Annotated in this window: 22 protein-coding genes; 6 read left to right on the top strand and 16 right to left on the bottom strand. The window is 71.6% G+C overall.

What is annotated here, in order from left to right; genetic code table 11:
- Window positions 1-12: 12 nt before the first annotated feature.
- Window positions 13-708 (bottom strand): DsbA family protein, encoded by a 696-nt coding sequence (locus tag ACFV20_RS13420; RefSeq protein ID WP_385655809.1) that lies wholly within the window; start codon window positions 706-708, stop codon window positions 13-15.
- A gap of 325 nt (window positions 709-1,033) precedes the next feature.
- Between ACFV20_RS13420 and ACFV20_RS13425 the strand changes: the two genes are divergently transcribed.
- Window positions 1,034-2,521, top strand: coding sequence for an alpha/beta hydrolase (locus ACFV20_RS13425; protein ID WP_385655810.1), 1,488 nt, complete (start codon window positions 1,034-1,036; stop codon window positions 2,519-2,521).
- Window positions 2,522-2,548: 27 nt separating this feature from the next.
- Here ACFV20_RS13425 and ACFV20_RS13430 read toward each other — a convergent pair whose 3' ends face one another.
- Together ACFV20_RS13430 and ACFV20_RS13435 are read right to left on the bottom strand one after the other, a co-directional pair.
- Window positions 2,549-3,007 (bottom strand): SRPBCC family protein, encoded by a 459-nt coding sequence (locus ACFV20_RS13430; protein ID WP_385655812.1) that lies wholly within the window; start codon window positions 3,005-3,007, stop codon window positions 2,549-2,551.
- 150 nt (window positions 3,008-3,157) lie between these two features.
- A complete protein-coding gene (locus tag ACFV20_RS13435) occupies window positions 3,158-4,666 on the bottom strand; it encodes a cryptochrome/photolyase family protein (RefSeq protein ID WP_385655814.1) in 1,509 nt (502 codons plus the stop codon).
- Between the two features lie 210 nt (window positions 4,667-4,876).
- Between ACFV20_RS13435 and ACFV20_RS13440 the strand changes: the two genes are divergently transcribed.
- Complete coding sequence (locus ACFV20_RS13440) at window positions 4,877-5,428, top strand: SigE family RNA polymerase sigma factor (RefSeq protein WP_385655816.1); 552 nt, start codon at window positions 4,877-4,879, stop codon at window positions 5,426-5,428.
- The gene (locus tag ACFV20_RS13445; RefSeq protein WP_385655817.1) at window positions 5,425-6,786 is read left to right on the top strand and encodes a PQQ-binding-like beta-propeller repeat protein; all 1,362 of its coding nucleotides are present in this window, start codon (window positions 5,425-5,427) and stop codon (window positions 6,784-6,786) included. Before ACFV20_RS13440 ends, ACFV20_RS13445 begins: the two co-directional genes overlap by 4 nt.
- A gap of 54 nt (window positions 6,787-6,840) precedes the next feature.
- On the opposite strand, the gene ACFV20_RS13450 is transcribed toward ACFV20_RS13445, so the two are convergent.
- Together ACFV20_RS13450 and ACFV20_RS13455 are read right to left on the bottom strand one after the other, a co-directional pair.
- Window positions 6,841-7,317: a phospholipase gene (locus ACFV20_RS13450; RefSeq protein ID WP_385655818.1), complete on the bottom strand. Its 477-nt coding sequence runs from the start codon at window positions 7,315-7,317 to the stop codon at window positions 6,841-6,843.
- 352 nt (window positions 7,318-7,669) lie between these two features.
- Entirely contained in the window at window positions 7,670-8,251 is a 582-nt protein-coding gene (locus tag ACFV20_RS13455; RefSeq protein WP_385655820.1) for a hypothetical protein, read from the bottom strand.
- A gap of 360 nt (window positions 8,252-8,611) precedes the next feature.
- Here ACFV20_RS13455 and ACFV20_RS13460 point away from each other — a divergent pair, with 360 nt between their 5' ends.
- Window positions 8,612-8,815: a cold-shock protein gene (locus ACFV20_RS13460; protein ID WP_356650991.1), complete on the top strand. Its 204-nt coding sequence runs from the start codon at window positions 8,612-8,614 to the stop codon at window positions 8,813-8,815.
- A 241-nt stretch (window positions 8,816-9,056) separates the two neighbouring features.
- Here the strand turns inward: ACFV20_RS13460 and ACFV20_RS13465 are convergent, their stop codons facing one another.
- The 4 genes from ACFV20_RS13465 to ACFV20_RS13480 all read right to left on the bottom strand — a co-directional run bounded on the left by ACFV20_RS13465 (window position 9,057) and on the right by ACFV20_RS13480 (window position 14,411).
- Entirely contained in the window at window positions 9,057-11,369 is a 2,313-nt protein-coding gene (locus ACFV20_RS13465; RefSeq protein WP_385655822.1) for an FdhF/YdeP family oxidoreductase, read from the bottom strand.
- A gap of 50 nt (window positions 11,370-11,419) precedes the next feature.
- On the bottom strand, window positions 11,420-12,052 hold the full coding sequence (locus ACFV20_RS13470) for an SRPBCC family protein (protein ID WP_385655824.1): 633 nt from the start codon (window positions 12,050-12,052) through the stop codon (window positions 11,420-11,422).
- Between the two features lie 307 nt (window positions 12,053-12,359).
- Window positions 12,360-13,682, bottom strand: a complete 1,323-nt coding sequence (locus ACFV20_RS13475; protein WP_385655825.1) for an aldehyde dehydrogenase family protein — start codon at window positions 13,680-13,682, stop codon at window positions 12,360-12,362.
- A gap of 231 nt (window positions 13,683-13,913) precedes the next feature.
- Window positions 13,914-14,411, bottom strand: coding sequence for a peptidylprolyl isomerase (locus ACFV20_RS13480; RefSeq protein WP_385655826.1), 498 nt, complete (start codon window positions 14,409-14,411; stop codon window positions 13,914-13,916).
- A gap of 209 nt (window positions 14,412-14,620) precedes the next feature.
- On the opposite strand from ACFV20_RS13480, the gene ACFV20_RS13485 reads away from it, so the two are divergent.
- Together ACFV20_RS13485 and ACFV20_RS13490 are read left to right on the top strand one after the other, a co-directional pair.
- Window positions 14,621-15,067, top strand: coding sequence for a VOC family protein (locus ACFV20_RS13485; protein ID WP_385655828.1), 447 nt, complete (start codon window positions 14,621-14,623; stop codon window positions 15,065-15,067).
- A 65-nt stretch (window positions 15,068-15,132) separates the two neighbouring features.
- Window positions 15,133-16,371, top strand: coding sequence for an acetyl-CoA carboxylase biotin carboxylase subunit family protein (locus tag ACFV20_RS13490; protein ID WP_385655829.1), 1,239 nt, complete (start codon window positions 15,133-15,135; stop codon window positions 16,369-16,371).
- A gap of 174 nt (window positions 16,372-16,545) precedes the next feature.
- On the opposite strand, the gene ACFV20_RS13495 is transcribed toward ACFV20_RS13490, so the two are convergent.
- The 7 genes from ACFV20_RS13495 to ACFV20_RS13525 form a co-directional block, all read right to left on the bottom strand.
- Entirely contained in the window at window positions 16,546-17,817 is a 1,272-nt protein-coding gene (locus ACFV20_RS13495) for an MFS transporter (RefSeq protein ID WP_385655831.1), read from the bottom strand.
- A gap of 105 nt (window positions 17,818-17,922) precedes the next feature.
- The gene (locus ACFV20_RS13500; RefSeq protein WP_385655833.1) at window positions 17,923-19,176 is read right to left on the bottom strand and encodes an ATP-grasp domain-containing protein; all 1,254 of its coding nucleotides are present in this window, start codon (window positions 19,174-19,176) and stop codon (window positions 17,923-17,925) included.
- Window positions 19,169-20,431: an ATP-grasp domain-containing protein gene (locus ACFV20_RS13505; protein ID WP_385655835.1), complete on the bottom strand. Its 1,263-nt coding sequence runs from the start codon at window positions 20,429-20,431 to the stop codon at window positions 19,169-19,171. The genes ACFV20_RS13500 and ACFV20_RS13505 overlap by 8 nt, the downstream gene beginning before the upstream one ends.
- Window positions 20,428-21,708: an aspartate aminotransferase family protein gene (locus ACFV20_RS13510; protein WP_385655837.1), complete on the bottom strand. Its 1,281-nt coding sequence runs from the start codon at window positions 21,706-21,708 to the stop codon at window positions 20,428-20,430. Before ACFV20_RS13510 ends, ACFV20_RS13505 begins: the two co-directional genes overlap by 4 nt.
- The gene (locus ACFV20_RS13515; protein ID WP_385655838.1) at window positions 21,702-23,249 is read right to left on the bottom strand and encodes an amino acid adenylation domain-containing protein; all 1,548 of its coding nucleotides are present in this window, start codon (window positions 23,247-23,249) and stop codon (window positions 21,702-21,704) included. The genes ACFV20_RS13510 and ACFV20_RS13515 overlap by 7 nt, the downstream gene beginning before the upstream one ends.
- Window positions 23,242-24,423: an acyl-CoA dehydrogenase family protein gene (locus ACFV20_RS13520; protein ID WP_385655840.1), complete on the bottom strand. Its 1,182-nt coding sequence runs from the start codon at window positions 24,421-24,423 to the stop codon at window positions 23,242-23,244. The genes ACFV20_RS13515 and ACFV20_RS13520 overlap by 8 nt, the downstream gene beginning before the upstream one ends.
- Window positions 24,420-24,686 carry a hypothetical protein gene (locus ACFV20_RS13525; protein ID WP_385655842.1) on the bottom strand — a complete coding sequence of 89 codons (267 nt, stop codon included), beginning with the start codon at window positions 24,684-24,686 and terminating at the stop codon, window positions 24,420-24,422. The genes ACFV20_RS13520 and ACFV20_RS13525 overlap by 4 nt, the downstream gene beginning before the upstream one ends.
- Window positions 24,687-24,698 lie beyond the last annotated feature (12 nt).

Here is a 24,698-nt window from a genome sequence, read left to right on the forward strand (position 1 = left end):
GACCCGCCGGGCTCACACAGTGGTGGCCTCCCACTCCCAGGGGTTGGCATGGATCCGGTCCAGGAGCTCGGCGAAGACGGTGCCGTCCAGCAGGACGCCGTTGCCCTCCTGCGGGATCCGCTTGTCGTTGATCACCGCGGTGGGTGTGCCGGGTCCCTCGGGCTCCGCCGCCCCGCCGGCCCGCTCGTAGGCCTTCTGCGAAGCGGCCACGAAGGTGCGGTACTTCATGGTCTTCACGGCCGAGTCGAAGGCCGTGCTGCGCAGACCCTCCACCTGGCCGGCCAGCTTCAGCAGGTAGGCGTCGGTGTAGCCGTCGTCGCTCTCTTCGGGCTGGTTGAGGTAGAGCACCTCGTGGTACTCCACGAACTTGCCCTCCTTGAGTGCCGCGCGCAGCGCGTTGACCGCCTTCTTCGAACCGCTGCCGCCGACCCGGTCGTCGAGAAAGGAGGCCAGGGTGTACTGCACCGTGGCCTGACGGTCGATGACCGCCTTGCGCAACTGCGGCCCGCCGCCCGAGGTTTCGAACTGCTCGCAGAAGGGGCAGCGCGGATCCTCGTACAGGTGCACCTTCACCTTCGCGTCGGGGTCACCGACCGTGATGGTGGTGCCGTCCGCACCGAGCTTCTCCGGCAGATCCTCCGCCCCCTCGAACGCGGGCTGCCGCTCCGGCGGCACCTCCGCCCGCCCGCAGCCTGCCAACGCCAGCACCGCGACAGCGCACCACACGACCCGACGACCCTTACGCACCATGCGTCATCCCCTCCCCAGGAGCAGGCTGACTCTAGATCATCGGTACGACACCCGCCCCTCCGGGCCGAGCGCCCAGGGGGTTTCCGGACCACCTGGCCGGATTGCGCGCACGTGAGGTCTCCCGCCCGCCCGATCGCCCCTGAGCCGCCCCCGACCTTCCCCGGAGAAGACCCTGACCGCAGCTCCACGGCGGCGACAGGGCGTCTACCGTGACGACGGTGCCCCGGCCGGGTCCGCACGTACGACACGAGCACTCTCTCCACGAGCTCCACGAGGAGGAGCCATGCCGTCAAGGGGTACGAACACGGTGCGCCTCACAGCGTTCTCGCGCCGCTCAGCCACGGTCGTGGGAGCGGCCCTGGCACTCGTCACGGGCCTCGCCACCGCTCCCGCGGCCCCTGCGTCGCCGCCCGCCCCGCAGAACCTGCGGTGGGCACCGTGCGACGACGCTGCGCAGCCCGGAGCCGAGTGCGCCACTCTCATGGTGCCGGTCGACTGGGCCGACCCGGGCGGCCCGCGACTCGGACTGGCCGTGGCGCGCCGCAAGGCCACCGACCCCGGCGCACGCGTCGGTTCGATGGTGTTCGGCCCCGGCGGGCCGGGCGACTCGGGTGTGAGGATGGTGGTGGACCGTGTCAGCCGGTTCAGCCCCGAGGTCCGCCGCAGGTTCGACATCGTCAGCTTCGACCCGCGCGGCGTGGGCGGCAGCAACCCGGTGACGTGCTCCGCCGAACTGCTCGCGCAGCGGCCCTCGCCGCAGCTCGAGAACCGGGCGGACTTCGACGCCACCACGGCGTACAACAGACGGCTCCGCGCCGACTGCCGGGCCCGCACGGGCCCGGTGTTCGACCACCTCGACACCGCCCAGACCGTCCGGGACGTCGACGCCCTCCGCGCCGCCCTCGGCGAACGCAAGCTGACCTTCCACGGCAGCTCGTACGGCACGCTCCTCGGGGCGCAGTACGCCGAGACCTATCCGAGTCGCGTGCGCGCGATGGTTCTGGAGAGCGTCATGGACCACAGCGTCGCATCGACCCGAGACTTCCTGCGGGCCGAGGCGGCTTCCGCCGAGGACTCGTTCCAGGAGTTCGTGACGTGGTGCGAGCGCACCGCTGACTGCGCACTGCACGGGCGTGACGTCCGCGCCGTCTGGCGGGGCCTGCTGGACCGCGCCCGGCAGGGCGAGCTGGAGGACCCGGCCGAGCCCGGCAGACCGCTGTCGTCACCGGACCTGGTCAACAAGGTCGCGTTCCGGAAGTTCTACGAGGCCGACTACGCGGGCCTGGCCGCGACCGTCGCCAGGATGCACGCGAGCGAGCCGCTGCCCGCGGCGCCCACCTCGACGGCACCGCTGCCTCCGGCCACCCCGGTCTTCTGCTCGGACTGGCGCCTGCCCGTGCGCGACTTCACGACCTACGCATCGCTCCTCGCCACGATGGATGAGGCAGCACCCGACCTGCCCTCTCTGCTGCCGGTGCACATGGTGGCGGCGTGTCTGGGCGCGCCGACCGCCAACCCGCAGCACCGCCTGGACGCGCGCGGGGTCGCACCCGTCCTCGTGTCCAACGCGCTGCACGACCCCGCGACCGGCTACCCGTGGGCCGTCTCGGTGGCCCGGCAGCTCGGTCGCAGCGGCGTGCTCCTCACCTATGAGGGACACGGCCACGGCAGCGTCACCAACGGCCCCTGCATGCGGGACGCCGTGGACGGCTACCTGACCGGTCTGACGCTGCCACCTCGGGGCACCAGGTGCCCCGCCCAGCGGCCGTGACGGCGCGGGCGCCGTGACTCCGGACGGTCAGTGCGGCGGGATCGCCGTCTCGGCCGCCGCCTTGATGCGCGCCCCGAACGCGGGAGCGTCCTTGCGGGCGGCCGCGAGGGCCAGGCCGACGAGCAGCCTGCCGAGCCCATGACCCTCCAGAACGTTGTGCAGTCGCACCCGCGTCCCGCCGTCGGCCAGCGGCTCCAGGTCGTAGCCACCCTCAGCCACCGACACGCTGTTCTTCGACACCTCGGTCCACCGGATCCGCGCCGGCGCCTCGCATGCGGTGATGCGGAACTCCCTGGCCGTCTTCACCCCGGCGTCCTTGACGGTGCTGCGGAACACCGTGCCCACGGCCGTCGGCGTCTCGGGGACCCGGTCGATCCGCTGCACACGGGGACTGAACTGCGGATCGTTGCGCCCGTCGGCGAGGTAGTCGAACACCGCCTCGACGGGCCGGTCGATCTCGGTGGTCACCTCGAACTGTCCTGACATGCGAGCTCCTCGTCACTGGGTCCGCGCGGTCGTCAAGGGCCGTCAGCGTGTCCGGCGCCGACGGCATCGAGACCCTACGGGAGCTCCGGGCGCCCCGCGAGGCGACCGACACGTCATCGCGGCGCACCGGGCCGCGGTACGCCGGTACCGTCACGGCGCCTCGTCCGCTCGCCGCCGCTCCTCGCGCAGCACGTCGTCGAGGTCGCCGAGTCGGTCCAGACCCTGCACCGGGCGCCGCATGCGGGGGTTGCCGGACAACCGGTCGCGGTGCCGGTGCAGGAAGGCCCAGTAGCCGGCGGTGTACGGGCAGGCGTGCGGACCGGTGCGGTCGCCGGGCCGGAAGGCGCAGCCCTCGCACAGGTCGCTCATACGGTGGATGTAGGCGCCCCCCGAGGTGTACGGCTTGGTGGTCATCCGGCCGCCGTCCGCGTACTGGGACATGCCGATCACGTTCGGCACCATCACCCAGTCGTACCCGTCGACGAAGCAGCGGTGGAACCAGTCGGTGACGGCCGCCGGGTCCCAGCCGCGCTGCAGGGCGTGACTGCCCAGCACCATCAGCCGGGGGATGTGGTGCGTCCATCCGGTGTCCCGCACCTGGGCGAGCACGCCGGCCAGGCAGCGGGCGGTGACCGCGTCCGCGTCGAGTTCGCCGAAGTAGGCGGGCAGCTCCCGCGTGTGCCCGAGCGCGTTGCCGTGCCGGTAGTCCTCACCGAAGTGCCAGTACAGCTGCCAGACGTACTCCCGCCACCCCGCGACCTGCCGGACGAACCCCTCGGCGCTGTTCACCGGGACACCGCCCTCCCGCCAGGCACGCTCGGCGTGCTCCACGCACTCGGCGGGGTGCAGCAGCCCCAGGTTCATCGACGACGACAGCAGACTGTGGGCCATCACCGGGTCACCGGCCAGCATCGCGTCCTCGTACGGCCCGAAGGAGGACAGCCGGTGCGCCACGAAGCGGCGCAGTGCCGACAGGGCCTCGCGCCGGGTGGCGGGGAAACGGCGGGGGCCGTCCCGCCCGACGAACCGCACCCCGTCCTCGCGCTCCCACCGGTCGAGGTCCTCGCGTACCCCGGCGTCGATGTCGTCCTCCCGCGGCCGGTACGGCCCCGGCACGTCCAGGGTGCGGGCGCCGCGCGGCGGAGGCTCGCGGTTGGCGTTGTCGTGGTTGAACCGGCCTCCGGCCGGGCGGCCGGCGTCCATCAGCAGGTCGTGCCGCTCCCGCACCCAGTGGTAGAAGTTCTCCTGGAGCAGCCGCCGCCCGCCGAGCCGCCCGGCCCAGCCGGCGAACTCCTCGTGCGTGACCAGGAAGCCCCGGGCGGGCAGCACCCGCACCCCGGGCAGGGAACGCACCAGCCGCAGCGCCGCGTACGAGGTGGGGTGACACACCGTCACCGGTGTGTCGCCCACCGCGCGGCGCAGCCCCTCGCGATAGGTCTCCGCTCGCACGTACGTCACCCGCTCACCCAGCTCCGCCGCCCGGTGCCGCATCGCCGACAGCACCAGGTGGGCCTTGGCGCGGTGAAAACGCCTGCGCCGGAACACCGACTTCGCCTCGATCATCACCACGGGTGCTCCGCGATCCGGGCCCTGCTCACGGGCCGGAGTGAGGAAATGCGGGCCCAGCTGATCACCGAAGAGCCAGTGCGGGGTGGACATGGCGGCAGGCCTTCCGTCGGGGCACGTGCGTACGGACGGTGCAGAATTCGCCCGGGGGAGCGGAACCGGATGCGGCCCACCGCCGGGCGTCCCCCGTTCGGGTGCCGGTGCGTCAGCGGCGCCGCGCCGGTGCGCCCGCACGATCTTCGGCGAAGAGGGATAGCGGGGGGCGGTCCAGCACGTCGTGATGATTCGAGAAGGGGAGGGTCGATGGAGGCCTCGAGTCATGACGAGTTCCGGGAGTTCGTGGAGATGCGCTCCACCGCGCTGCTGCGGCTCGCGGTACTGCTCACCGGTGGTGACCGGTACGCTGCGGAGGATCTGCTGCAGATCGCACTGATGAAGGCCTACGGGCGATGGGCACGCATCGAGCAGCACGAGGCCTACGTCCGGCAGGTGATGTACCGCCAGCAGGTGAACCGCTGGCGATTGCGAAGACACCACGCCGAGACGACGGTGCCCGTGCTGCCCGACGCAGCGGGGGACGCCGCGGCGGGGCCGGACTCCGACCTGCGCATCGCACTGTGGGCGGCACTCGGCCGTCTGTCGAACCGGCAGCGGGCCGTGGTCGTGTTGCGCTACTTCGAGGACCTGCCCGAGGCCGAGGTCGCGGCGCTGCTGGGATGCCCGGTCGGCACGGTCCGCAGCACGGCCCACCGGTCACTCGCCAAGCTCCGCGCGCTCGTACCGGAACTCGGCCCCGAACGGCCCACGGAACGGATCCAGTCGCTCGGCTACACGCCCAAGGAGGTTCAGCGATGACGACGGAGCGCCTGGAGGAGAAGGTCCGGGACACGCTGCACGGGGTCGCCCTGGACCGGGTGCGGGCACCCGGGGACCTGGTGGACAAGGTGGTGCGGCGGCGCAGCAGGCGGCGCTTCTCGCAGGCCGCGGGGACGGCGGTCGCGGTTGCCGCGATCAGCGTGGGCGCGGTGTTCGGCTTCGGCGACGGCGGTTCGGCACGGTATGAACGCCCCGTGCGCCCGGCGGCATCACCGGCGACACCGCCGGAGGGCTGGAAGCCGTGGCAGAGCAGCGGTACGGGCACCAGCGAGCGCGGGTGTCTGGTGGACGGCTCCGCGCTGTACTGCAGCGGGTCCACGTACGACGTCGCGAAGATCGACGCCAAGACGGGCAAGCGGCTCTGGGGCGTCGAGGTCAACCGCGAAGGTGACGGCATCGACCACCCGGTCGCCGTGCGCGACGGCGTCGTGTACGCCTACCGCAATCACACCGCCCGGAACCTGCCCGGCGGGGACTACTCCGGAGGCACCGACCTGATGGCGGTGAACGCCGCCACCGGCAAGGTGCTGTGGACGGTGCAGATGCCGCAGGACGACCGCACGGAACAGGCCGCCATGCTCATCGACGGTGCGGTGCTGGCGAACACGCCGTCGGTGCGCACGATGTCCGCCCTCGACCCGCTGACCGGCAAGGAGAAGTGGCGCCACACCTGGGACAAGGGCATGGTGTGTCAGCGGGCCGTGCTGAGCGGGGTGCCCTACCTCCTGTGCGCGCGGGACGTCGAGAAGCCGGACGGCACCGAGGTCCTCCGTCTCGATCCCGCCACGGGAAGCGCCACGAAGGTCACGACCCTTCCCGGCATGCAGCAGCTCATCGGCACCTCCGGGGACCGCATGGTCCTGCTCGCGGCGCGGGACGAGGGCGGCAGGAGCCTGCGGCTGACCACCGTCGACGGCTCGGGAGAGCATGCCTCGCACCCCTATCGGGTCAAGGGGGCCCTGGCCGGCTCCGATGTCGTCGGTGGCCGTCTGATCACCGTCTCCCGGCAGGGCGAGGCCTCGGCCCACTCGCTGACCACGGGCAAGACCTTGTGGAGCCGCCCGGTGGGCGTCAAGGTGCCCGGCGAGGACACCATGCAGAGCCTCGCCTCACCCGTGGTGTCGACCCGGCAGGGAGTCGTGTACTTCCTCGACCCGACCGGAAACCTGTCCGCACTCGACCTGCACACGGGCGCACAGGTCTGGCGCGGCCACGTCGACACCCTCAGGACGGAGCCCAGGTTCGCGGGTTCGCCCCAGCTCCTGCTCTACGGTGACGCCCTCGTCGCCCGCAACGGCAGCGCGATGGTGTCCCTCCTGCCGCACACCGGCAACTGACGCCAAGGCACCCGGCCGGGGAGGCACCTCCCCGGCCCGGCGCCACCGCCACCGTCAGGCGTGGGCGGGCTCAGCCCCGGCCGGCGCCTTCGCCGTGCCTCCGTCGACCGACGGCACGCCGAAGGCTCTGACGGCTTGGTAGTACGTCCACGCGGTGCTGTTGCAGGCGGTTCTGCTGGCGCCCGAGTACGTACCGCAGACGCGCTTGAGGTCCTCGTAGAACGCCGAATCCAGACGGTCCTTGTTGGCGGAGAACGTACCGGCCGCGTGGTAGTTCCGGTAGCCGAAGTCGTGGCGGGCACACGCGTTCTGGAAGGGGAAGCCGAACGGGTTGTCGGGCGAGGTGGTGCAGTAGTCCGTCGACCAGTCGAAGCCGTACGAGGCCCACGCGCCCTGATTCTGGCGGGCGGCGGCCCAGGCGTTGTAGCTGGAAGCGCTGGTCTGCGTCCAGGAGCTGAGCACCTGGGGCTTGTCCGCCGGAGCCGCCGAGGCGGATGCGGCGGGAACCAGGACGAGGGGGAGTGAAGCCATGGCACCTGCGAGGAAGAGAGAGGCGCGACGCACCGGGGTCCTCCATACACATCGACGTGCTCGCCGTGGATCTCACGGGCGGATCAAGCTTGGGTCTGCCTTCCGGCCGCGTACAGCCAAAAACAGGGCAGGCCGGATGGCTGATTGACGCCGGTGCACTCCGGTCGGACGCGTGTCCCCGTTGGTCCCCTCCAGCGCGCTCCGTCCCTCAACGGGCTTGACGGGCGGAGGCGTTACCGGTGACGACCTCGCTGCAGCCACCCCGCCTCTCGGAGTGTCCGTGCGGATCCGAGGAACGCTGTGCGGCCTGCAAGAGGACGAGTGCGTGACGCACCGCCCGCGCCACAGCAGGTCAGCCGCCCTCGCTGCCACGTGCTCGGCGGTCGGCGGGCTGGACGCCGGACGTACGGGACCCGGTGCCGCCAGGGTTGGTCGGGGCCCAGTCGGGCCGGGCCGTCGCCGCGGTCGGGTCGGGTTCGTCGAGGGTGAGTCCCCATGCGTCGTCCTGGCCGATGCGCGTCTCGATCTCCTTGACCCGGCCGCTCTTGGCGAAGTACAGGACCACGACCTGCCGCACGGACCCCTCGTCGTAGAAGTCCGCTGTCACCTCCTCCTTGGCGGCGGCGCCGAACGCCTTCACCCAGTTGCGGGCTGTGGCATCGGCGTGCTCGTCGCCGACGGCGAGCGCGGCGAGCCCGTCGGTGTCACCGTCGGCGAGCCGCCACACGGCCTTCTGCACCGTCTCGAGACTCCCGGCGGAGGGGTAGCCGACGACCCGCAACGGCCGATGGTTGCCGTAGTCCGTCTGATAGGCCAGGGACTTGTCGTCCGACGCACATCCCGTCAGAAGTCCGCCCGCGACGACGCCGGCCAGCGCGAAACGGATGAGACCCGCCTTCCGGGCCGTGGTCAGAGCCAGAGGATGATCACGCACAGTCCTCAAACTAATGCCTGACTGTTGTGTGCACATCACGCAGAGGGGCGATTTATCCCCTGATGCTCAGGCATGAGGTGTGGTGGGCTTTCTCACGGAGGGGCGAGGCAACCTGAAGCTCCGTGTGCCGTCGAACGCCGCGACCATCACCCGCCCGGGCGCGTTCGCTCTCATCTGGTCGAGGAGCAGGGCTACGCCGATCCGGTGCAGGCGATCGCCCGAGCTGCGGATGTTCACCGAAAAAAGGTCGGATGATCGGCGCCGGAGGGGGTAGAACAGTCCGCGGGTGTCATCAGTGTTCGAGGTGGCGCCTCCCATGGACCAGCCGGGACCTCTCGGCGATATCGAAGGACAAGCAGCATGGCCAGCGGCACCGTTAAGTGGTTCAACGCCGAAAAGGGCTTCGGATTCATCGCCCAGGACGGCGGCGGCCCGGACGTCTTCGCCCACTACTCCAACATCACCGGCAACGGCTACCGGGAACTCATCGAGGGCGAACCGGTCACCTTCGACGTGACGCAGGGGCAGAAGGGCCCCCAGGCCGAGAACATCGTGCGCGGCTGACGAAGGATGATGCGTACCGCCCCGCGTGAGTCGCCGGCCACGGCGGCAGCACCACCGCGCGGGGTGGAGCAGCCCGGTAGCCCATCGGGCTCATGAGCTGGAGGCACAGATCCACATCCTGTGCCCCCGCCACGCGAACGAGGGGCCCGGCTGATGCCGGGCCCCTCGTCATGGGACGAGCAGCGCCCTCGGCCAGGGGCGAAGCACACCGCCCGGCACACCGACAGGACCGTGCCGCCCGTCAGGCGGTCACACGCCGCGCCCGATCGCTCGTGGGTTCGAGGCGTACGACGATGCCCTTGGACGTGGGCTGGTTGCTGATGTCGGCGACGCTGTCCAGCGGCACCAGGACGTTCGTCTCCGGGTAGTACGCGGCGGCCGACCCCTTGGCGGCGGGGTAGGACACGACCTCGAAGTTCTCGGCCCGGCGCTCGGAGCCGTCCGCCCACACGCTCACCAGGTCCACGCGGTCGCCCTGGGCGAGGCCCAGTTCGCTCAGGTCGGCCGGATTGACGAGCACGACGTGGCGGCTGCCGTGGATGCCGCGATAGCGGTCGTTGTTGCTGTAGGGGACGGTGTTCCACTGGTCGTGCGAGCGGAGCGTCTGCAACAGCAGATGCCCCTCCGGTGCCCGGGGGATCACGCGCTCGTTGCAGGTGAACAGGGCCTTGCCGGCCTTGTTGTTGAAGACGCCCTCGTTGACCGGGTTGGGCAGTTGGAAGCCCCCGGGGCGGGTCACCCGTGCGTTGAAGTCGTGGAAGCCCGGCACGATACGGGAGATGCGGTCGCGGATGCTGCCGTAGTCACCCTCGAACGTGGTCCAGGGGATGTCCGGCTTGCCGTCCAGGGTGAGGCGGGCGAGCCGGCACAGGATGGCGACCTCGCTGAGCAGCAGCGGGGACGCCGGTGCGAGGCGGCCCTGGGACGTGTGCACCTCGCTCATGGAGTTCTCGACGGTCACGAACTGCTCGCCGTCGGCCTGGACGTCACGCTCGGTGCGCCCCAGCGTCGGCAGGATCAGCGCGGTGTCGCCGCAGACGGTGTGCGAACGGTTCAGCTTGGTGGAGATGTGCGCGGTCAGCCGGCACGAGCGCAGCGCCTCCTCGGTGACCTCACTGTCCGGAGCGGCCCGGACGAAATTGCCGGCGAGGGCGAGGAAGACCTTGACGTCGCCCTCACGCATCGCCTTGATGGCGTTCACCGAGTCCAGGCCGTGCGGGCGGGGCGGGTCGAAACCGAACTCCCGCTGCAGGGCGTCGAGGAAGGTGTCCGGCATCTGCTCCCAGATGCCCATGGTGCGGTCGCCCTGGACGTTGCTGTGGCCGCGCACCGGGCAGGCGCCGGTGCCGGCGCGCCCCAGATTGCCGCGCAGCATCAGGAAGTTGACGATCTCCCGGACGGTGGGCACGCCGTGCTTGTGCTGGGTGATGCCCATCGCCCAGCAGACGATGACGCGTTCACTGTCCAGGACCTCGTCGCGGACCTTCTCGATCTCCTCGCGCGTCAGTCCGGTCGCCGTGTGCACGTCGTCCCAGTCGACGGTACGGGCGTGCCGGGCGAACTCCTCGAACCCGGTCGTGTGGGCGTCGATGAAGTCGTGGTCCAGGACGGTGCCGGGCCGGGCGTCCTCAGCCTCCAGCAGCAGGCGGTTGAGGGCCTGGAACAGGGCGAGGTCGCCGCCGGGCTTGATGTGCAGGAACCGGTCGGCGATCTGGGTGCCGCGTCCGATGATCCCGCTCGGCTTCTGCGGGTTCTTGAAGCGCCGCAGCCCGGCCTCCGGCAGCGGGTTGACCGCCACGATCCGGCCGCCGCCCCGCTTGGCCTCCTCCAGGGCGGAGAGCTGACGCGGGTGGTTGGTGCCCGGGTTCTGCCCGACCAGGAAGATCAGGTCGGCGTGGTGGAGGTCGTCGAGGCTGACGGTGCCCTTGCCGGTGCCCAGGGTCTCGCTCAGGGCGAAGCCGCTGGACTCGTGACACATGTTGCTGCAGTCGGGCAGGTTGTTGGTGCCGAAGGCGCGGGCGAAGAGCTGCAGGACGAAGGCGGCCTCGTTGCTGGCGCGCCCGGAGGTGTAGAAAACGGCCTCGTCGGGGGAGGTCAACGCCTTCAGCTCCTGCGCGAGGACGCCCAGGGCGTCGCTCCAGCCGATGGGCTCGTAGTGCTCGGACCCCGGCCGCTTGATCATCGGCTCGGTGAGCCGGCCCTGCTGGTTGAGCCACATGTCGGAGCGTCCGGCGAGGTCGGAGACGCTGTGCTCACGGAAGAAGTCGGCGGTGACCCGCCGCGTGGTGGCCTCGTCGTTGATGTGTTTGGCGCCGTTCTCGCAGTACTCGTTGCGATGGCGCCGGCCCGGGGCGGGGTCGGCCCAGGCGCAGCCGGGGCAGTCGACACCGCCCACCTGGTTCATGGTCAGCAGGTCCACCCCGGTCTTGCGCGGGGAGGTCTGCTCCAGGGAGTACTCCAGCGCGTGGACGACGGCGGGGACACCGGCCGCCCACTTCTTCGGCGGCGTCACGGAGAGGGTGGTCTCCGGCTCCTCACCGGGCGGGTTCTGCATCGGTTCGCCTTTCTCTTGCCGTGTCCGGCGTTGTCGTGTCCGGCGGCGGGTCAGCCGACCGGCCACTGGGCCACGCGGCTCCTGGGCGGTTCGGGGTGATCGTGCTGGACGCGGCCGTTGCGGATGGTGCCCCGCCAGGCCCCGCCCTCCTGCCCCAGGCCCTCGATAAACCGTTGAAAGTTCACCAGCTCGGCGTGCACCACCCGGGCGACCATCCGGCTGGTCAACCGGACGGCCCTCGACGAGCGGGAGAGGATCTTCGCCGCTCCCCGCGGTTCCAGCTCCATCCGGACCGTGATCGCGGTGCCGCCGGACGCCGTCGGCGTGAATTCGACCTCGCCCCGGTGGGATGGGTTCTGCTCCAGACCGCGCCAGGCCAGGTAGGAGTCCGGGTCCTGTTCCAGGATCTCCACCGGGAAGCGGCGACGCAGACGTCCGTAGCCGATCGACCAGACGGTCATGGTCGGCCTGACCTGCTCGACGCCGCGCACGACGGTCGAGAAGCGCGGGAAGGACTTGAACTGCGTCCACTGGTTGTACGCCGTCCGCACGGGCACGGCGACCTCGGCCGTCTCCTCGACGTGCCACCCCCGTGACGGTCGTCGGCGCGCGCCGCCGTCGCCGTCGGTGCGCTTCGCGCGTGGGTCCGGTACGGCCTGCCGGCTGTCGTCTTCGTGCGCCATCGTGGTCTCTTCTCCGGTGAAGGGGCCGGCGCCCGGGCATCCGGCCCGCCTCGTGCGCCAGGGCTGCTTTACCGGTTCCCATCTTGACCACTTCAAGTCACGCCATCGCGTTCTCGAGCTGTGCTGTCTCCGGCCCTCAAGGGTGACCGCGTGTGAGGGCCTGAACCATGACCATGTGTGACCCTATGTGACTACTCTGAGTTGCGATGCGGGCGCTTATGGTCATCACTGCGCACGGTTGGTGGCACGGCCCCGGACATGAACGAGGCCCGCGCAGCACTCCTCGGCGCGCGGGCCGTCGCGGGCCTCAGTGCAGCGGCTTGTCGAGGACCGCCTTGCGATGGCTGAAGGTCTCGATGGAGTAGCGGCCGTGGTAATTGCCCATACCGCTCTCTCCCACACCGCCGAACGGCAGGTCGGACACGGTCAGATGGGCGAGCGGCAGGCCGTAGCCCAGGCCGCCCGAGGACGTCTCGTCGGCGAACCGGCGCCGCGTCTCGTCGGACTCGGTGAAGACGTACAGGGCGAGCGGCTTGTCCCGGTCGTTGATGAAGCCGATCGCCTCGTCGATACCGGGGACGGTGACGATCGGGAGGATCGGGCCGAAGATCTCCTCGCGCATCACGGGCGCGTCGGGGGCGACGTCCGCCAGGACTGTGGGTGCGATGTACTTCGCCGGACGGTCGCTCGTGCCGCCCACCACGGTACGACCGGAGTCGAGCAGGCCCGTGAGCCGGTCGAAGTGCCGTTCGTTGACGATCCGGCCGTACTCGCCGGACGCGGCCGGGTCGCTGCCGTACAGCGCCTTCACGGCGTTCGCGAACAGCGGTTCCAGGGCCGCCGCCGTCTCCGGATCGGTCAGGACGTAGTCGGGGGCCACGCAGGTCTGCCCGGCGTTGAGGAACTTGCCCCGGGCCAACCGGTCGGCGACGACGGCCAGGTCGGCGTCGCGGTCGACGAACGCCGGTGACTTGCCGCCCAGTTCGAGGGTGACCGGAGTGAGATGCTCGGCGGCCGCGCGCAGCACGATCCGGCCGACCGTGCCGTTGCCGGTGTAGAAGATGTGGTCGAAACGTTCGGCGAGCAGGGCCGTGGTCTCGGGGACCCCGCCCTCCACCACGGCGACCGTGTCGTTGTCGAGGTACGCCGGCAGCAGCCGGGCCAGCGCCGCGGAGGTGGCGGGGGCCAGCTCGCTCGGCTTGGCGACCACCGCGTTGCCGGCGGCCAGCGCACCGACCACGGGGGTCAGCAGGAGCTGCGCCGGGTAGTTCCAGGGGGCGATGACGAGGACGACGCCCAGGGGGTCGTACTGCGTCCACACCCTCACGTCGGGGCCGAGGTGGGCCGGGGACGGCGCCGGCTCCGGCCGCAGCCAGTCGGCGAGGTGATCGAGAGTGTGGTCGATCTCACGGACGGTGAAGTCGATCTCGGTGCGGAAGGCCTCCGTGGCGCTCTTGCCCAGGTCGGCATGGAGAGCGGCGGCCAGATCCGTGCCGTGCTCGCTGAGCAGGTCACGCAGACGGCGCAACTGGGCCACGCGCCACTCCACGGGCTTCGTCCGGCCGGTACGGAAGGTGGCGCGCAGGCGCGCGACGACGTCGGCGGGCTGCTCGGGGACGGAGTGCTTCACGGGTACCTCACAGGTTCACAGTCAGATGTATAGGCCAACCATGTGCCCGCTCGTCTGCATTCCATCGTTCCCGTACTCCCACCCGTGCCGTGTGTCACAGGCCGGGGAGTAACCGCCGGCCCTACGGCCGTTACGTGCCGTACGGCGCTGCGCCGGGCGCTCGGCCGGTGCAGCGCCGATGGGGTGGGGCGGGTGCCGGGAACCGTTCGCTCCCGACACGTGAAGAGACCCCTACAGAGCGCCGCTGTCGGCGATCGTGATGGTGGCCGAGGGGCGGCCGGACCGCGAGCCGTAGCTCTCGATCTTCCGGACGACTTCCATGCTGCTCTCGTCGGCGACCTCACCGAACACGACGTGCTTGCCGTCGAGCCACGACGTCACGATCGTGGTGATGAAGAACTGCGAGCCGTTCGTGTTCGGACCGGCGTTGGCCATGGAGAGCTGGCCCGGCTTGGTGTGCTTCAGCGTGAAGTTCTCGTCGGCGAACTTCTCGCCGTAGATGCTCTTGCCGCCGGTGCCGTCGCCGCGGGTGAAATCGCCGCCCTGGAGCATGAACTCCGGGATCACGCGGTGGAAGGACGAGCCCTTGTAACCGAAGCCCTTCTCGCCGGTCGCCAGCGCGCGGAAGTTCTCCACGGTCTTGGGGGCGACGTCGTCGAAGAGGTCCAGGTTGATCCGGCCGGCGGGGACGTCGTCGATGGTGATGTCGAAAAATACCTTGATAGTCATGTCCCCATCTTGACACTTGACCTTCTCCAACCCTGCCAGGGACCCCTGCCGCCCGGCCGCGTCGCCCGCGGCGCAGGCCCGTGGTGCGACGGAGTCAGGGGTGGTCAGGAGAGCGATCACGCTTCGTGCGCCCCGGCTGAAACGGGCTCGGTGCGGGCGTTCCCCCGAGCGGGCCGTTCGGGCCGGGCCGGACCGGGCACCTGGAGTCCATGACCCATGACGCAAGCCTTCGGCTCGTGCAGACCGTGCTCGACAGCACCGACGCCCGCGCCCTCGCCGAGTTCTACCGGTCCCTGCTGGGGCTCGACTACGCGGCGGGGGACGAGCCGCCTCCGGCGGGTCAGCCGGACGAACACGGCAGGGACTGGCTCGTCCTGCGCAACCCCGGCGGTGGACCACAGCTCGCCTTCCAGCAGGTGGAACACCTGCGCGAGCCGGACTGGCCCGACGGCCCGGTGCCCCAGCAGATGCACCTCGATCTGAGCGTCGACTCCCTGGAAGAGCTGCGCCATCAGCACGAGCGCGTGCTCGGCCTGGGCGGCACCCTGCTCAGCAACCGGGACCGTCCGGACCCCGACGACGAGGAACGCTTCCGCGTCTACCGGGACCCCGAGGGCCACCCGTTCTGCATCTTCGTCGCTGAGCGGCACGAGTAACGCCGCGGAAGCCCGCAGCGGGCGCCGCCGGGACTCGCCCGGCGGCACACGGGTATCCGGTGTTCATGACGATGGGACACCTGCTCGTGATCACGCCGGGCATCCGCGCGTACCGGGAGTACCTGCTGCGGTCGATAAGCCGCGACTTCCGTGTCCACCTGGTGCTGACCGAACCCCCCACGTGGGAACGGGCGTACACGGCCGGCCACACCGTCGTGGCCGATCTGGCCGACGTCGACGGCCTCGTGCGGGCCGCCCGGGCGGTGGACGCCGAGCAGGCGCTGGACGGCGTCATCTGCTGGGACGAGACCTGGATCGAGCAGACCGCGCAGGTGGCCGCCGCCCTCGGACTTCCGGGAGGAAACCCGCGGTGCGTCGAGCGCTGCCGGGACAAGTACCGCACCCGTGCGGCCCTCGACGCGGACCGGGTGCCCCAGCCGCGCTCGGTGCTCGTCTCCGGGCGCGAGGAGGCGCTCGCGGTGGCCGGGGACATCGGCTATCCGGTCGTCGTCAAGCCGCGCGCCCTCGCCGGGAGCTTCGGTGTGGTGCGGGCCGACTCTCCCGACGACCTCGCGCGGGCCGTCGGGTTCACGGACGCGAGCGGCGCGTGGGCGCCCGACCTCCCGACGCACGAGCGGAACATCCTCGTCGAGGAGTTCGCCCGAGGTCCGGAGATCAGTGTCGACAGCGTCGTCCACCGCGGCACCGTGACCCCGGTCTGCCTCGCCCGCAAGGAGGTCGGCTTCGAGCCCTACTTCGAGGAGACCGGGCACATCGTCGACCCCGGCGACCCGCTGTGGTCCGACCCGACGCTGACGGACGTGGTGACGCGTACGCACGCCGCGCTGGGCTTCACCGACGGCGTGACCCACACGGAGATCAGGCTGACACCAACCGGGCCGAAGGTCATCGAGGTCAATGCCCGGATCGGCGGGGGCATGATCCCCCTGCTGAACCTCCTGGGAGGCGGCCCGGACCTCGCGCTCGCCGCCGCCGACGTCGCGTGCGGCAAGCCGCCCAGGCCGGCGGCGACCGTCGGACGGCGCCAGGTCGCCGCCATCCGCTTCTACTACCCGCCCGCCGACGACTCCGTCATCGCGGGCGTCCGCTTCGAGGAGGCGGGACTGCCGGAGCAGGTGGTGCGCTGCGGCCCCCTGGCGGCGCCGGGAGAGGTCAAGTCGCCCCCGCCCCGCGGTCTGATGGACGGCCGGGTCGCCTACGCGATCGCCCTGGCCGGCGACGCGGACACGTGCCGTGCCGCGCTGGACAAGGCGGGGCACGCCCTGCGGGTGGACGTGGCCTGAGACAGGTCGGCCCCCGGGTGGCGGCCCCGGGGGCCGGGCCCAGATGGGGCCGGTCGGCCTCGGCCCGCACACGGCTTCACCGACCGCCGGCCAGGGCAGGCGAGTCTCCCTCGCCCGCCGTGACGGGAGGACACGCGGCCCTCGCGGCCGCTGTCGGGACGCGAGGCGGCCCGCTCAGGGCGCGCTCGCAGACGTGGTCGCCCGGGCGTCCTCGGGGGGTTCGGGACTGAGGCTGTCCAGGGTGCGGACCGTGCGCAGCGGAGAGAGGATCAGGAAGAGACTGGTGCTGAGCAGCCCCACCGTCCCCACCACCAGCGCCCCACGCAGCCCCAGGTGGGTGCCCAACCACCCCCCCAGCAGCGAGCCGACCGGCTTCATCCCCAGGGCGACGAAGAGGTAGGCGGCGTTGGTGCGCCCCAGGAGCTGCTCCGGAGTGACCCTCTGACGGATCGTCATGGTGTGCACGTTGCAGGCGGTGATGCCGAAGCCCTGCACGAAGAAGGTGACGGCGAAGAGGGGGGCCGCCCACGTGCCGCGGTGCGCGACGGGCAGCAGCAAAGGTGCCAGGTCACCGAGCACCGCGGCGGCCACCAGGGTGCGGCCCAGCCCCACTCGGTGAGCGAGACGGTCGGTGAACGCCGCGCCGAGCAGGGCGCCCACGGCACCGATGGACAGCATGAGACCCAGCGTCCCCGGGCTCATGTGCAGCTCCTTGACCGCGAACAGGGTGAGGATCGTCAGGACGATCTGCCAGCACAGGTTGTAACTCGCGGCCTCCCCGAGGGTGGCCCGCAGGTAAGGGCTGGAGAACGTGAAGCGGAAGCCCTCGGAGGCCTGGGACCGTAACGGCGCGGGATCGACGCGGACGGCCTTCTCGCGCTTGCGCACCGCCGAGACGCCCAGCGCCGAGGCCAGGTACGACAGCGCGTCGACGAGCAGCGCGAACGGCGCCCCGATGAGCTGCACCAGCGCCCCGCCCAGCCCCGGGCCGCCGATCTCCGCCACCGACTCGCTCGCCGTGAGACGGGAGTTGGCACCGGTCAGATGCTCCGGCGGCACGATCGCCGGCAGATAGGAGCGGTAGGCGATCGTGAAGAACACCCGCGCGGTTCCGGCCAGACAGGCCAGCGTCAGCAGCCGGCCGAACGTCAGCAGATCCAGCGCCGCCAGCAGGGGGATGGCACCGATCGACAGCGCCTGTCCCAGACTGGACAGGATCAGCACTCCGCGCCGTTGCCACCGGTCGACCAGGACGCCGGCGGGCAGACCGAGGATGACGTACGGGGCGAACGTCAGCGCGCCCAGCAGCCCCAGCTGTGCGGGGTCGGCGTCGAGGGTGAGAACCGCGGTCAGCGGCATGGCCAGCTGGTACACCTGAGTGCCGACGAGCGAGGCCGTCTCGCCCGCCCAGACGAAGTTGAAGTCCCTGCGCCAGCCCTTGGCCACGATGCTCCCCTGGGTTTCGGTCCGATCGCCGGCACCGCTCTGGCGCCGGCGCCTGCACCGTCCCCGGACGGATGGATGGACGGGTCCGGGGACGGTGAGACTGTCTCAGTGCCCCGGTTCCACGTCGTAAAAGCCGAAGCCGTCCAGATAACAGACAGTGGCGAAATCCTGCAGGAGGACGGACCGGTCCGGGTGGATCAGGCCCACCGTGACGGGTTCGCTCTCGTCGTCGATCGTGCGCACCAGGCGCTCGCCCGGCTTGAAGCGCTGGGTGACGCCCCGGCAGCTCTCCAGTTCCTCGATCAGGCCGATGTACGGATAACCGCGCAGCACACCCTCGTAGGGCGAGGCGAAGAAGGCCATGGCGCCGTGGTTCCGCACGGCGTACGGGGCGTCGGCCTCCTTGAGGAACCGCTCCGGATGGGCGTAGGCCTGCACGGTCCGGTCGATCTGCGACTCGCCGGTCAGCAGGACCGCATACCGGGCGACGTCCGCCCCGCACAGCCGCGCGCCGGCCTCCACCAGGCGGGGTCCCGTACCGGTGAGCATGACCTCCAGGTGCACCGGGCCCCAGAGAATGCCGAGGGCGTCGAGGACGCGGCGGGAGTACTCGGTGACGGCGTGCCAGTCCGCGTCCTCGGGCGGGACGGAGGTCATGCCGTTGATCCGGTCGCGCATGCCGTTGACCGTGATCTTCTGGTAGCGCCAGACATCCGTGACCCGGTGCCGACCCCGGCAGCTGACGGTGTTCACCACGAACTCCACGCCGCGCAGGTATTCCTGGGCGACCACCCCCTCGTTGGGGACGTCGAAGACGCTGTCCCGGGACATGATCCGCTCGTAGGCGGCGACCGACTGCTCGGGGGTGTCGCAGAACGACACCCCGTCGTTGCGGGCGCTGCGCACCGGCTTGACGACGATCCGGCCGCCCACGGACCGGTGCCATGCCTCCAGTTCCCGCGGGGAGCCGACCCGTTCCTGCCGGGTGGTGGGCACCCCCGCCGCCCTGAGGGCCTCGATCTGGACGTACTTGTCGCGGCGGGCCTCGCTCAGCGCGGTTCCGTTGCCGGGCAGCCCCAGGGCCTCGTTGAGCCGGTCGGTGAACTCCACCCCCAGTTCGCTGCCCACCACGACGGCCTCCGGGCGGACCTTCGCCAGCCGTTCGACCATGTGCTCGAAGGTCCCGTCATGGACGAGGTTGTCCCGGTAGCCGGTGAGGTCGGCCGGTCCGTAGGAGGGCGGGACCTCAGGGGTGGACTGGACGCGGACGCAGTCGAGCCCGGCCTCGCGGAACGCCTGGCCCACCTTGTTGACGGCGCCGTAGGGATCGACGAGGGCGATCGTGCGGGGGTCACCCATGGTGTCCTTGCTCCACTTCGTAGAAGCCGTGACCGTCGAGGTAGCAGACGGTCTGGAAGTCCTTCTCGACGGTCGCGGCGTCGGCGTGCGCCAGACCGATCGCGAGGGGCTCGGTGCTGTCGTCGACCGTGCGCCGCAACCGCTGGCCGGGGGTGACCCGCAGCGCCATGCCCTGGTAGCTGTCGAGGCGTTCCACCTCGCCGAGCAGCGGGTACGACGTGAGGCGCCCCTCCAGCGGGGAGGCGAGGAACGCCATCGCGGCGTGCCCGTCCCTGCGGTAGGGCGCGTCGGCATCGGCGAGGAAGGCCGTCGGGTCCGTGTACGCCTGCACCGTGCGGTCGATCTGCGACTCCCCGGTGACCAGGACGGCGTACCGGGCCACGTCCGCGCCGCACAGGCGAGCGCCGACCTCCACCAGGCGCGGGCCGCCGGACGTCAGGATGATCTCCAGATGGGCGGGCCCGTGGGCGATGCCGAGCGCGTCGAGCACCGCGAAGGCGTACTCCCGCAGCCGGCTCCAGCGCGGATCCGACGGCGGCAGCGAGAGGATGCCGTTGATGCGATCCCGGACCCCGTTGACGTCGATCTTCCGGTAGCGCCAGGTGTCGGTGACGCGGTGGTGCCCGTCCCGGCTGACGGTGTTGACCACGAACTCCGTGCCCGACAGGTACTCCTGCGCCACCACCCCCTCGTTGCGCACACCGAAGTCGTTGACGGCGCGGCTGACCCGCTCGTAGGCGGCGACGGACTCGGCCGGGCTGTCGCACACGCTCACCCCGTCGTTGCGGGCGCTGCGGACCGGCTTGACCACGACCCGCCCGCCCAGCCTCTCGTGCCACGCCTCCAGCTGGGCGGCGTCCTCGACCGTCAGCTGACGTGCCGTGGGCAGGCCGGCCGCCGCCACCGTCCGGGTCTGCACGTCCTTGGTGCGCCGGGCGTGGCTGAGCGCGGTGCCGTTGCCCGGCAGACCGATCATCTCGCTCAGGGCGTCGGCGAGTTCGACGCCCTGCTCGGCCCCGGCGATCACCGCGATCGGCCGGTGACCGGCCACCAGCGCCGCGGTCGCCTCGACGTCGCCGGCGTGCACGATGTTGACGGCGTACAGGCCGAGGTCCAGTTCGCTGCGGTAGTGGGCGGGCAGGTCGACGGTGCTCTGCACCCGCACGCAGTCGTGGCCGGCGGCGTCGAACGCCTTCGCCAGCCGGCCCGCCGACCCGAAACCGTCGACGACCGCGACGGCGGGACGCCGGGTCACGAGCCGTGCCCGGCGACGGTGCGCAACGCGGCCGTCAGCCGCTCCACCAGCTCGTCGGCCTCCTCCTCGTCCAGCACGAGCGGCGGCATCAGCACGAGCGTGTTGTTGGTGCTGGTCAGCAGCAGACCGGCCGCCTTGCACGCGTCGCGCACCCGCGCCATCTCGCTCTCGCCCGGCCGCCCCCACTCCCGGCGCAACTCGACGCCGATCATCAGGCCTTCGCCGCGCACGTCGTGGATGAGCGGGATCTCCTCGGCCGCCGCGCGCAGCCGCCGGCGTATCTCCGCCCCGACGGTCCGCACCCGCTCCAGCAGCGTGCCGTCGGCCAGCTCCTCCAGGACGGCCAGCCCGGCGGCCATGGCGGCGGGGTGCCCGTCGGCGGTGCAGCCGTGCGGGAAGACGTACTCCGGACGGGAGACGGCCTCGTCGAAGACGGCGTCCGAGCAGACCAGCGCGGCCAGCGGGAAGTAGCCGGAGGTGATGCCCTTGCCCAGCACCAGCATGTCGGGCAGCACACCCCGCGCCGCCGTCACGGACATCGCTCCCGTCCGGCCGAAGCCCGTGGTGACCTCGTCGGCGATGAGATGGATGCCGTGCCGGTCGCACAGTTCCCGGATCCAGGCGAGGGCGCCCTCGGGAGCCGGCAGGACGTCGGTGCCCATGATCGGTTCCACGATCACGGCGGTGATGTTCTCCGGCCCGCGCCGCTCCACGGCCCGTTCGAGGGCGTCCAGGTCCCACGGCCGGACGTGGTGCACCTCCGGGGCGAGCGGGGCCTGCAGCGCGTGCATCTGGCGCTCACCGGTGAGCGCGCCGGCCAGGCCGCCGGTGCCGTGGTAGCCGTTGGTGAAGGCGAGGACCTTGACGCGCTGCGTCTCGCCGCGGACCTTGCGCACGAAGCGCGACAGGAGCACCGCGGCGCTGGTCATCTGGGAGCCGGTGCTGCCGAAGCGCACGTGGTTGAGGGGGTCGGGAAGCTCGGCTACCAGCCGGCGGGCGTAGCGCAGAGAGATCTCGGCGGGCTCCTGGTAGCGGATGGTCTGCGCCACCGGCAGCCGGTGGAGCTGCTCGGTGACGGCGTCCACGATCCGGTCGCAGCTGTAGCCCAGGGTGGTGTTCCACATGGCCGCCCGCGCGTCCAGGTACCAGGTGCCGGTGGCGTCCTGCAGGCGGCAGCCCTTGCCCTGCACGACGGCGGTGGCGTCGAAGCCGCCGTCCTGTACCGCCTGCGGCGTGAGGGAGTTGTGCCAGAGTGCGTCGTGATCGTTCCTCAGCATGCCAGCGTCTCCAGCTTCTTGCGGTCGAGCTTGCCGTTGTCGTTGAGCGGGAATCGGTCCACCCGCAGGAACCGGCCGGGGACCATGTAGGCCGGCAGCCGGCCCGCCACCCACCCGGCGAGCTCCGCCACCGGCACCGAGGCGCCTGTGTAGAGGGCCCTGAGGTCGGTGCCGTCGAAGACGACGGCGGCGTCCTCGACGCCGGGATGGCTGCCCAGGGCCGCCTCCACCTCGCCCAGCTCCACCCGGTAGCCGTGCACCTGGACCTGGGCGTCCAGCCGGCCGAGATGCGTCAGCACCCCGTCCTCCTCCACGACCCGGTCGCCGGTGCGGTACCACAGCCCCGCCGCCGGGGCCTCGTGCGTGGCGTGGACGCGGGCGGCGGCGCCGGGCTCCCAGGTGAGGAAACGGCCGGCGTTGTTCTCCGGGTCCAGATAACCGGCGAAGCGCTGCACGCCCCGTACGCACAACTCGCCCTCGGCCGCGGGGCGGCCCGTCTCGTCCAGGACGATGTGCTCCAGGTGCGGCAGGCGGCGGCCGATCGGGACGGAGGCGTTGCGGGTCTCGGGCCAGTCGGCCGGGTCGGCCGGCAGCCGGTAGGTGGTGCAGGTGACGGTGAGTTCGGTGGGGCCGTACAGGTTCTCGATGACCGCCCGCGGTGCCGCCCGGTGCCAGGCGGCCGCCTGCTTGAGGGTCAGTTGCTCTCCCGCGAACAGGCCCCAGCGCAGGTCGGGGAGGCACCCGGCCGGCAACCTGCGCATGCGGGCGGCCAGCGAGACCACCGAGGGCACCGAGAACCAGTGCGTGAGCCGGTGCGCCCGGGCGAACGCGGCCGGGTCGGCGAGGTCCTCCCGCTGCGGCACGACCAGGGTGGCGCCGGCGGCCCATGTGACGAACATGTCGAACACGGACGGGTCGAAGGTCAGGTCGAAGGTCTGGCTCAGCCGGTCGCCCGGCGCGACCTCGTAGCGTTCCACCTGATGGGCCACGTAGGGAAGCACATTGCCGTGCGCGATGGGCAGGCCCTTGGGAACACCCGTCGAGCCGGACGTGAAGAGGATGTACGCGGGGGCCTCGCCGGCCGGCGGTGACGCGCCCGGACCACCCGTCCCGGCCGCGGTTTCCCCGGCCCACGCATCCGGAGCGTGATGCCCCGCCGGGGTGCCGTCCGCCGCCGCCAGGGCGAGCGGGACCGCGCTCTCGCGCATCAGGTCCCGCAGCGCGGTGTCGGTGAGCACGGTCCGCAGACCGGCCCGGGCGGCGATCGCGGCGTTGCGCTGCGCGGGGAAGACCGGGTTGAGCGGCACCACGGTCGCCCCGCTGCGCAGAACGGCCAGGTACCCGGCGTAGGCCAGGGGGGAGCGGGAGGCCAGCAGCCCGATGCGCGCTCCCGCCGGGACCGGGCCGAGGTGGGTCGCGAGGCGGTCGGCGGCCCGGGCCAGCTCCCGGTAGGTGAGGGTCACGCCGGCCACGCTCAGCGCGGGCCGGTCCGGGTGCCTCCGTGCGCTTGCGGAGAACAGGTCGAACAGCGAGTCAGACATGACGGACCTCCCGGTCCATGAGGGTCAGCACGCCGTCCGCCGCGTGCAGCCGGTCGTTGCTGTAGTTCAGCGGGGCGGACCGCAGGTCGCGCAGCGTCCGCTCGAGGCCGGTCGGCGAGTCGCGCAGGTAGCCGTGGCGCATGCCCATCAGGTCCGTGAGCTCGTCGGCCGCCGCAGGACACAGCTCGGACGCGGTCAGTTTCACCGCGTTGACGAGGAGTTGCACGGGCGCGCTCGTCAAGTCCTCGGCCGAGGCGAGGACCGACGCGGTGTGCGTGATCAACGCGTGGACGGTGTCCAGGCGCTGACGGACCCGCGACAGACGGGTGAGCAGCAGGGGCGAGTCCAGGTCGTGACGGCCCCGCTCGGCCCGCAGCAGGGTCACGACGCGCCGGAGCGCGCCGTCGGCGGCGCCCTGCCAGCACGCCGCCCAGCCGAGGTGGGCCAGCGGTGCGAAGGTGCGTACCGCGATGTCCCGGAACGCCCCGTGCGCGCCGATGACCTGGTCACGGGGGATCTCGCCGGCCAAATGCAGGGGCGCGCTGTGGGTGGCGCGCATCCCCATCGGGTTCCAGTCCCCCCGCGCGGTGACGGTGAGCTGGCCGCGGTCGGCGTAGACCAGCGACAGCTGGGACGGGGACGTGGCGTCGGGCGCCAGGGCGGTGATCAGGAAGCCGTCGGCGTGGCCGCCGCCGGTCACCACGGGGGCGAAGCGGTCCACGCGGACCGTGGCATCGTCGCCGGCCGTCAGCGAGGACCCGGACGACAGCAGGTGCCCGCCGGTGGCGGCCTCGGTGGTCACCGACGCCAGATAGAGCTCGCCGCGGACGACACGGGGCAGCAGCCGCTCGCGCAGGGCCCCGCCGTCCCGGACGACGGCTGCGACCTGCTGGCAGTGCATGGTGAAGATCATGCCGACGGACATGCAGGTGCGGGACAGACGGCTGCTCACCGCCAGCAGGTCGGCCATTCCGCCGCCGGGGCCGCCGTCCTCGGCGGGGACCAGCAGCCCGAGCAGACCGGTGCGGCGCATGGCCGCCAGCGCCTCGGTGGGGAAGCGCGCCTCGCGGTCGCACTCCTCGGCGTGCCGGGCGGCCTCCGCCTCCACCTCGGACACGGCACGTTCGAGGTCGGCGGGGCGCCACGCCGTGCGGGGAAGGTCGGTGACGGTCATCCCGGTACTCCACCGGCGCGCACGGTCCGCTCGAAGAGGGCGATCAGCGTGTCCAGGCGGCTGAGGTTGTCCGGGGTGAGTTCGCTCGCCTCGACCTCGGTGTCGAGTTCCTCCTCGACCCGCTCGACGATCTCGACGATGCGGAAGGAGCTGAACGTGGGCAGGTCGGTCAGCGCCGGTGTGCCGTGCAGAGCGGCCTGGTCGACGCCGAGGACCTCGGCGGTGATGCCGGTGACGACCGCGCGGACGTCGGGTGTCTCCATGATGTCTCCGGG

The sequence above is a fragment of the Streptomyces sp. NPDC059696 genome, assembly GCF_042733745.1.
In the GTDB taxonomy this organism is placed as follows: Bacteria; Actinomycetota; Actinomycetes; order Streptomycetales; family Streptomycetaceae; genus Streptomyces.